Origin of the sequence: Dyadobacter sp., assembly GCF_051859145.1 — a bacterium.
In the GTDB taxonomy this organism is placed as follows: domain Bacteria; phylum Bacteroidota; class Bacteroidia; order Cytophagales; family Spirosomataceae; genus Dyadobacter.
The window spans coordinates 1,182-9,080 of the sequence record NZ_JBHYGF010000149.1; the positions used below are offsets into that span (position 1 = coordinate 1,182).

Annotated in this window: 8 protein-coding genes; 3 read left to right on the plus strand and 5 right to left on the minus strand. The window is 44.8% G+C overall.

The genetic code is table 11. From position 1 onward, the window contains the following. Positions 1-905 precede the first annotated feature (905 nt). The 3 genes from ACTIE6_RS10265 to ACTIE6_RS10275 all read right to left on the minus strand — a co-directional run bounded on the left by ACTIE6_RS10265 (position 906) and on the right by ACTIE6_RS10275 (position 2,951). Complete coding sequence (locus tag ACTIE6_RS10265) at positions 906-1,646, minus strand: hypothetical protein (protein ID WP_439556550.1); 741 nt, start codon at positions 1,644-1,646, stop codon at positions 906-908. Positions 1,647-2,199: 553 nt separating this feature from the next. Beyond that, on the minus strand, positions 2,200-2,856 hold the full coding sequence (locus tag ACTIE6_RS10270) for an SDR family NAD(P)-dependent oxidoreductase (RefSeq protein WP_439556551.1): 657 nt from the start codon (positions 2,854-2,856) through the stop codon (positions 2,200-2,202). Then, positions 2,823-2,951, minus strand: a complete 129-nt coding sequence (locus ACTIE6_RS10275; protein ID WP_439556552.1) for an SDR family NAD(P)-dependent oxidoreductase — start codon at positions 2,949-2,951, stop codon at positions 2,823-2,825. Before ACTIE6_RS10275 ends, ACTIE6_RS10270 begins: the two co-directional genes overlap by 34 nt. Before the next feature lie 330 nt (positions 2,952-3,281). Between ACTIE6_RS10275 and ACTIE6_RS10280 the strand changes: the two genes are divergently transcribed. Then, the gene (locus tag ACTIE6_RS10280; protein ID WP_439556553.1) at positions 3,282-3,809 is read left to right on the plus strand and encodes a DUF4833 domain-containing protein; all 528 of its coding nucleotides are present in this window, start codon (positions 3,282-3,284) and stop codon (positions 3,807-3,809) included. 69 nt (positions 3,810-3,878) lie between these two features. Next, positions 3,879-6,449 (plus strand): cation-translocating P-type ATPase, encoded by a 2,571-nt coding sequence (locus tag ACTIE6_RS10285; RefSeq protein WP_439556554.1) that lies wholly within the window; start codon positions 3,879-3,881, stop codon positions 6,447-6,449. Positions 6,450-6,785: 336 nt separating this feature from the next. Here ACTIE6_RS10285 and ACTIE6_RS10290 read toward each other — a convergent pair whose 3' ends face one another. Beyond that, on the minus strand, positions 6,786-7,043 hold the full coding sequence (locus ACTIE6_RS10290; RefSeq protein ID WP_439556555.1) for a peptidase dimerization domain-containing protein: 258 nt from the start codon (positions 7,041-7,043) through the stop codon (positions 6,786-6,788). Positions 7,044-7,248: 205 nt separating this feature from the next. Continuing rightward, positions 7,249-7,557, minus strand: coding sequence for a M20/M25/M40 family metallo-hydrolase (locus ACTIE6_RS10295; RefSeq protein WP_439556556.1), 309 nt, complete (start codon positions 7,555-7,557; stop codon positions 7,249-7,251). Positions 7,558-7,655: 98 nt separating this feature from the next. On the opposite strand from ACTIE6_RS10295, the gene ACTIE6_RS10300 reads away from it, so the two are divergent. After that, the gene (locus ACTIE6_RS10300; protein WP_439556557.1) at positions 7,656-7,850 is read left to right on the plus strand and encodes a hypothetical protein; all 195 of its coding nucleotides are present in this window, start codon (positions 7,656-7,658) and stop codon (positions 7,848-7,850) included. The last annotated feature ends 49 nt before the right edge of the window (positions 7,851-7,899 follow it).

Genomic DNA, 7,899 nt, shown 5'->3' on the forward strand with positions numbered 1-7,899 from the left:
AGAAGTCCTGGTTACAAGTTAGATTGTTTCCAGGTCTTTGGGCACCTTAGATAGCATCTTGTCAATGATTCCTTCGACTTGGCAATTTTCGTTAAATCTCTTCTAGCCATCGTAGAATGCCATGACATTTCTCAGTTCCAGGGACTCATAGTTAACCCATTCGAGTACACTGCGTCAGTTAACATCTCTGTCATGCGAAGCTCATTCGCTTTCAGTCGTTTTTGAATTTATACAGTCATTGCTGGCAGATACTGAATGGCTATTCATCTGCAAGGTCGGTTTGAAGTAACCAACGCGGTATAAAAAATGCGCTTTGTCCCAGTTCTAAATATGAACAGTGTTGCCTAATTAACCCGCAAAGTTGTTGATATCAGTGCTGGCAAATCCTATTGTAGATGATGAATGCATGTATGTTATGAAACAACATAAAAATAACGGAAAGGATTATAAATAACCACCGTATGCAGCGAAGATTCGGATAGCATTTATTACCGATGAGTGCGATGCCGGTAAGCCATAACATGGGTGTATAGGCCGGGGCCATAAAACCGAGATAACAATTGCTCCATACGCTTTCCGGGTGCCAGATCAAAGGTAGCCAGGATGCGAAATAGGCTAACACTCCGAATATATATAAAGACAGGCCTTTTTTCTGAGATTTGGATGTGATGGAAAGAGGCATCAATAAACTCAATCCGAAAATCATTATTCTTGAAGCCCGTTCTCCAATCACCAATACTAATGGGATATTATTCCAAAACATTTCGGGTTGAAAGGGTCGAGGCAGATGATTAGTGAGAATAAGGTTCCATACCATTATCGGTACGGTCAAAAGAAAGCAGTTTAAAAGATACCTTCTAACCCGAGTTGTTCGATGGTGCATTTAGATGACAATCGTCTAGTTTTTAAAATACCCTTTTATTTTTCATCGATATTCCTATTAATAAAAAAACAAGCGGACCGATCAGGCCGTATCCCACTATGCCGATATTTCTTAACTGCATGTTTTCAAACGGTATGCCCAACAAGCCGGTAAGGCTTAAAACTCCACTGGTTATCATTGTTATTCGTATGGATATTTCCAGCCGGGTTTTTCGAAAAACAGTAGCAGCAAAGAACATTGATAATGCATAAAACCAGTCCCAGGCGAGAATATCAAGTGCGTAAACAATGGATGGCCATTGAAAGGTAAAAAAGAACGGATAATGTGCCGTCAATTGACTTCCTGTAGATAACACAACAAAATGAACGCTGGAAGTAATGGTGGCCATTACGAACATGCAGCAAGTTGCGGCCAAGCTAAATATTTTGTAATCGGGATCAGTAGTGAAGTGAACTGAAATCATGGTTACTCCCATCAAAGGGGCAATTAGTATAATCAGCAACTCCATTAGCAAAAAGTAAGGTTGGCCGATTTGCTCAGCCGGTGAGGCGATTGATAAAATGCCTCCAATGGTAATAAGCGCATACGTGAGGCCCAGTATAAACACAAGCCAGCTAACGTATTTACCGAAGGTTGTTTGTCCTGTGTTAAATTCTCCGTTCTTCAAGGCATCACTGGATTGAATTCTATCAATTTGGCTTTGGTTGTGGGGACGAATCGATTTATCAATTTCAAGAGTCTTTATAAGCAGCTTTTCCCCCATCGGTTTCAGAGAGCGCTGAGCATTGTTCACCCAATGCTCAGACCAGACATATAAAATAGGCAGTTTAAATCAAAAACTCCTATGTCGAAGCTTTCCCGGTATTTTAGAGGTGAAGTGACTGAACGTGACAAGATACCATCTATTTTGAGGCGGTAGACAGAATTCAAGGGTTACTCAAACATCACAATGAAAGTCGATCCATCATTCACCAATTTCCATGATGACCCAACATAAATGGGATGAAGCCATTGTCTATGACACAACAGTTAACCTTCCAGGATATGTGTCTGTCCATGATGAACTACCAATCGTTAACAATTAGCGAGAGCAATCACAATTACTCGGTATGCAGAAACCAGATAAATACGTAGGCGCTGGCGTGCTTCGCTGCCAGGTACCTTGATTCAGCGGCTGATGAAAGTTAGATACCAGGAGATGTTTTGAAACAGGGTTATCGCCTTCAAAGTTGTATGTCTACGTAAACTTATGCAGCTAGTAGCTGGTGTCAAGATCCGCTATGTATGCAATTATTACCCCGTGCATATTTCTTTTATTACCGGGCAGTCACCCCCCCGTCTATTATCAGTTCTGTTCCGGTTGTATAAGAGGATTCATCACTGGCCAGGTATAGCGCTCCATAGGCTATTTCCATGACGTTACCGATACGACCGAGCGGGCACATGTTCTTTAAAATTTCTTCGGAGGCTTCCAAACTAACCATGAAATCTGTCATGGGGGTCAGCACGCCGCCGGGATGGATTGAATTGACCCGAATGTTGTACTTAGCCAATTCCACGGCCTGATCTTTGGTCAATAAACGTTGAGCAGCTTTGGAAGCCGAGTACGCAGGTCCATTGCCGCCCACGATCCCTGCGATGGAAGAAATATTGACAACAGAACCGCCGCCACAAGATTTCATTGATGGGGCGCAAAGCTTTGTCCCGATAAACGAGCTGGTAACGTTAATAGCCAATACTTTTTCCCATTCATTAACGGAAGTACTTTCCGTCGATGCGCCGACAGGGTAAATGCCCGCATTATTTATGAGAATATCTACTTTGCCATATAAGTTGATGGCTTTATCAACCACAATATGCCAGTCAGTTTCCGATGCTACGTCGTGTTTTTCCCATTCGATCGCCGCACCTTCATTTTGTGCGCCCGATACCCACGTTCTTAATTTATCTTCCTGAATATCAGTTGCCAGCACTTGGCACCTTCCTGAGCGAAAAGCCGTGCGATGGCTTCACCCATTCCTCCGGCAGCTCCGGTAACAACCGCGATTTTATTATCTAGTCTGTTCATAGAATTAGTTTTTCCCAAAACTAATTGCCGCAAAGTCAATTAAAAATGACTGAAATCAGCTTTTTGTGTGCAGTGGCGCATCTTAGCTTCAACAAAAGACTCCTATTTTGCAAATCAGTCAACCATTAGGGCTCGAAATAATTATGGCAAAAGCCTTTCAAGTAATTTTTTGCTTGATAGTAACATCCACCAACTTTGTACCCGGGCAAATTCCGATACGTACAAAGTTTTTCGCTAGATTGTTCAGTATCTTGTGAAAGGTCAAAAGCGCATCTTATACATCGAGCTTAGCATCCTGCACATCGAAATCTCAACCAACGGATAAAAGTCGTGAAATATCTTATAATCTTGTTTTTGGTAATCTGTAGTTCAAGATCTTATTCGCAGGAAGCCTATCCTGTGCCGCCATTTAACAAAAACCGTTTGTTTTATATTCAGCATAGCAACAATCATAACACCTTTGTCTATGACGCTGTTATTAAAGATAGTAACATCCTGGACGACAAACCTGTTGATGTGTATAGGATCGCCTATACGGAAGGAGGGAAACGTAAATCACTCTCCGTTATTCAAAGAAAGTTTGCATTTGGAATGAAAACGAGGCGTTTGGCTGCTAATGTGTACGAGATGCAGCTCGCAGCTTCAAAGAAAGTGACGTTCTACCTTAATTTGGTCAAATCAGGAGTGCCGAAGGTTTATGTGACGGTCAACAACAGGAAGATGTTTTTGGATAGGATTTTTCTTAAAATCAAGGAGGGCACGTCCGGCATTAAAGTGAAACTCGATTATGCCCTTTTTTATGGTACGGATTTCGAGACCGGGCAAGCTATAATCGAAAAAACGATTCCGAATCCGTAGTAATAATTGATAGGGCTGGTTTTTTGTATAAAAGGTGGGTACTCACAAATCTTAAATTGTTTATTTGGCATGCAAACATGGTTCCAGCTTAACACGGTAGCCGTTTTAAGTTCTCTTAACACTTCTATTTCCGGTTTAAAGAGTGATACAGTCGCTGATCTTCAGAAGGAGTTTGGGAAAAATGTATTACAGGAGGCCAAACGAAAAAGCAAGCTGTCCATTCTTGTGGGGCAGTTTAAGGATGTAATGATCCTGATACTTATTCTTGCAGCAGTTATCTCATTTATCGTTGGCGAACATACAGATGCTTATGTTATCCTAGCCATTATACTTGGCAATGCATGGATGGGTTACTCGCAAGAATATAATGCTGAGGAGTCTGTCAGAATGTTGCAAAACATGTCGGCTCAATTTGCGACAGTGCTCCGCGATAATAATCCTTCAAAAATTGAGGCTAGCCAGTTGGTGCCCGGCGACATAATTTTACTGGAAGCCGGTGATATTGTCCCTGCCGATGCAAGATTGATCGAGGTAAGTTCTCTCAAAACAGACGAGGCATCGCTTACCGGAGAAAGCCATTCAATAGAAAAGATAACCAGACCGATAAAAGAAGAAAACATAGTACCCGGTGACCAGCTCAATATGGTTTTCAAAGGTACGATTGTGAGTAATGGTTCGGCCAAAGCGGTGGTGACTACGATTGGCATGAATACCGAAATTGGAAAAATCGCCGGGATGATGGAAGTGAGTGCTCAAAAAACGCCACTTCAAAAAAGGCTTGCGGTTTTTAGTAAGCAACTCGCGGTTATCGTTCTGGTGATTTGCCTTTTTGTTTTTGGTCTTGGCCTGCTTCGTGGCGAGCCGCCATTTGCTATGTTTCTTACTGCACTCTCGCTGGCTGTCGCCGCTTTGCCCGAGGCATTGCCTGCCGTAATCACCATAGCCCTCGCGCAGGGTGCCCGCCGGATGGTCAACCAGAATGCGCTGATGAGAAAGTTGCCTGCGGTCGAAACATTGGGTTCGGTTACCTATATATGCAGCGATAAAACAGGGACGCTTACGCAAAACATCATGACGGTTGAAAAAATACTGGCCTCAGAAGGAAAGGAAGAACTGCTGAGCTACGCTATGATGCTAAACAACGAAGTTCGCTTTTCCGCTGATAAAGAGTTGCTGGGGGATTCTACCGAAACAGCATTGGTGAAGTATGCGCTGGACAATGGGAAAACAAAGGAAGAAGCTGACAAAAAATTCCCGCTCCTCGAAAAACTGCCATTCGATTCAGTTCGCATGCGGATGGGCACTTTACATCAATACGACGACAAATGGATCTTGTTTGTGAAAGGCGCTCCGTCAAGAATGCTGTCATCACTTTCTGAAAGTTACAGGGATCAGACAGGAGGGTGGCTGGCGCAGAATAGAGAATGGGCAGCAGATGGCCTGCGCGTTTTGTTTTTTGGTTACAAAATATTTGAAAAAGACCCGGGCACAATTACCTCAGACGAAGAGCGTGACCTTGAATTTCTGGGAATGACGGCCATGATTGATCCGCCACGAGAAGAGGTCATAGAGGCCATTAAGGAATGCAAAACCGCTGGGATAAAAACCGTGATGATAACCGGCGACCAGCCACTTACCGCCACCGCCATTGCCCAGCGCCTGGGTATGATCGACGAAGGATCGGGAGAGGTTAGGGCAGGCTCCGATTTGGAGAAGCTGACTGACGAAGAGTTTAAAAGTGTAACAAAACATATTGCGGTATATGCACGTGTGTCGCCCGAACAAAAGCTGAACATTGTAAAAGCATTGCAAACCAATGGTGAATTTGTCGCCATGACTGGCGATGGCGTAAATGATGCACCATCACTTAAACAGTCTGATATAGGTATTGCGATGGGCATTACCGGTACCGACGTATCAAAAGAAGCATCTGATATGATCTTGCTGGACGACAATTTTGCCACTATTGTGAAGGCTGTTCGTGAAGGCAGGAGGATTTATGAAAACATCAAGAAGTTTATCGTTTATGTTCTGTCCTGCAACCTGGGCGAGATACTCGTCATCTTCTTTGCGCCTATCCTGAGCTTTGCCATCCCCTTGCTTCCTATTCACATCCTTTGGATAAATCTGGTAACTGACGGCTTGCCCGGTATCGCACTTGTGGCGGAACCTGCTGAAAAGGACATTATGAACCGCCCGCCGCGCCCGCCAAAAGAAAATTTATTTGCTGGCGGTCTGATCCTTCGGATCGTTGTCACCGGGATCGTGATGACGCTTGCATCACTTTTTATCCAGTGGTGGTGCATTAATGAAGGTTACGATGTTATTACACAACAAACAGCGGTGTTCACAACTTTATGCTTTGTGCAGTTAGGCAATGCACTTTCCGTTCGTTCCACATACCATTCCGTGTTTTCTTCCGACATTTTTGACAACCGGGGTATGTGGGCAGCAATACTGCTAACGGTTCTCCTTCAAATGTTAATTGTATATGTTCCGTTTTTGGATACTGTTTTTAAAACAACGCCCTTAAGCTGGAATGTCATGCTAATGATTGTAATTGTAACTATGGTTTGTATTGCTTTTATTGAGTTAGTAAAGCTCGTGAATAAGAAGAAATATCTGAAATCGCCAGAGTGATAAATCGAGTTCATATCTAAAAGCAGAACCGAATATGGTCAGCTTTATTTGTTCGATCTGCTGATTAGAAAGTGAACAGCCATGGCCGACATCGCCCTGGTACCCACAGCCAGTGCCTTTTCATCGACAAAGAATTTAGGATTGTGGTTTGGAGCAGCTTTGGCCGGGTCGTCACCATCGGGCGTAACTCCCAGGAAAATATACAGCCGGGGACTTCCTTGGCAAAATAGGAGAAGTCTTCCGAAGCACCCTGTAAGGATCCTGGAACCACGCCTGCTTCCGCCGCGCGTTTTAGCACTGGAAGCATCTGGTTAGCCAGGGTATCATTGTTATCTGTTACATCACACATAGGCAAAATATCAACCTGCGCTTTCGCATAGGTTCCTTCCGAATATGCTCGGCGGCCTGCTTAATGTCTGCATGGAGTTTCTTGCGTGCCCCAGGGTCGTAGGATCGGATGGTACCGACCATTTTTATAGTGTCTGGGATTACGTTCTGACTGGATCCACCATGAATCATTCCCACAGAAACAACGGCGGGAGACTTGGTTAAGTCCGCACGTCGGCTGACCACGGATTGTAGGCCTGCTATCACATAAGCGGATGTACAATGGGGTCTTTGGTATTCCAGGGCCTACCTCCATGGCCCTGCTGGCCACTGACAGTTATATTCAGAACGTCGCTGCCGGCAGTGGCTGGTCCGCTTTTGTAATCAATTTGGCCTGACTTACCTGGATGAACGTGCAGTCCGAAAACTGCATCCGGTTTTTTTTTTGAACATACCATCTTCAAGCATCCTTTTAGCTCCCCAGCTTTTGGCTGTTTCCAGGCTGGACCACACTGGACCCTTCTTCGGCAGGCTGGAAAATAAACATAACTGAACCAGGAAGGTCGGCTTTCAGGCTTGAAAGTACTTCGGCGGTAGCCATCAGCATTGCCGTATGCGTGTCATGCCCACAAGCGTGCATCAGGCCCACCGTCGCCCCGTGTTGTTGAGTGGTGCCCTTTGAAGCAAAAGGCAGCCCAGCCGGCTCTGTAACGGGTAAGGCATCCATATCTGCCCGTAATGCAACCATTTTTCCTGGCTTGCTGCCTTTCAGTATACCCACGACGCCCGTAAGCGTACTCCTTCCATGATATCGCCCGGATACTCAGCGAGCTGTCGGTTACAGTGCTGGCTGTTGGAATGGCCGCAATGAGCGGTGTAATGAAGCTATCCGGCAGCCCGGATGTGGTGAAAATGCTCGATACGGTAGGTGTTGGCCATTACCGGGTGCTGTCGGGCATTGCCGAGATCGCTTTTGCTACCTTGTTTGCCTTTCCCAAAACCATGAAGATCGGCTTCATTTTGCTGACTGATATTTCGCAGGCGCAATGGCCACCCAGGTTTCGCACCACATGATGCTCAATGCACTTACCCCGTTGGTGCTGATCTGGGTTGCTGCCTTTTT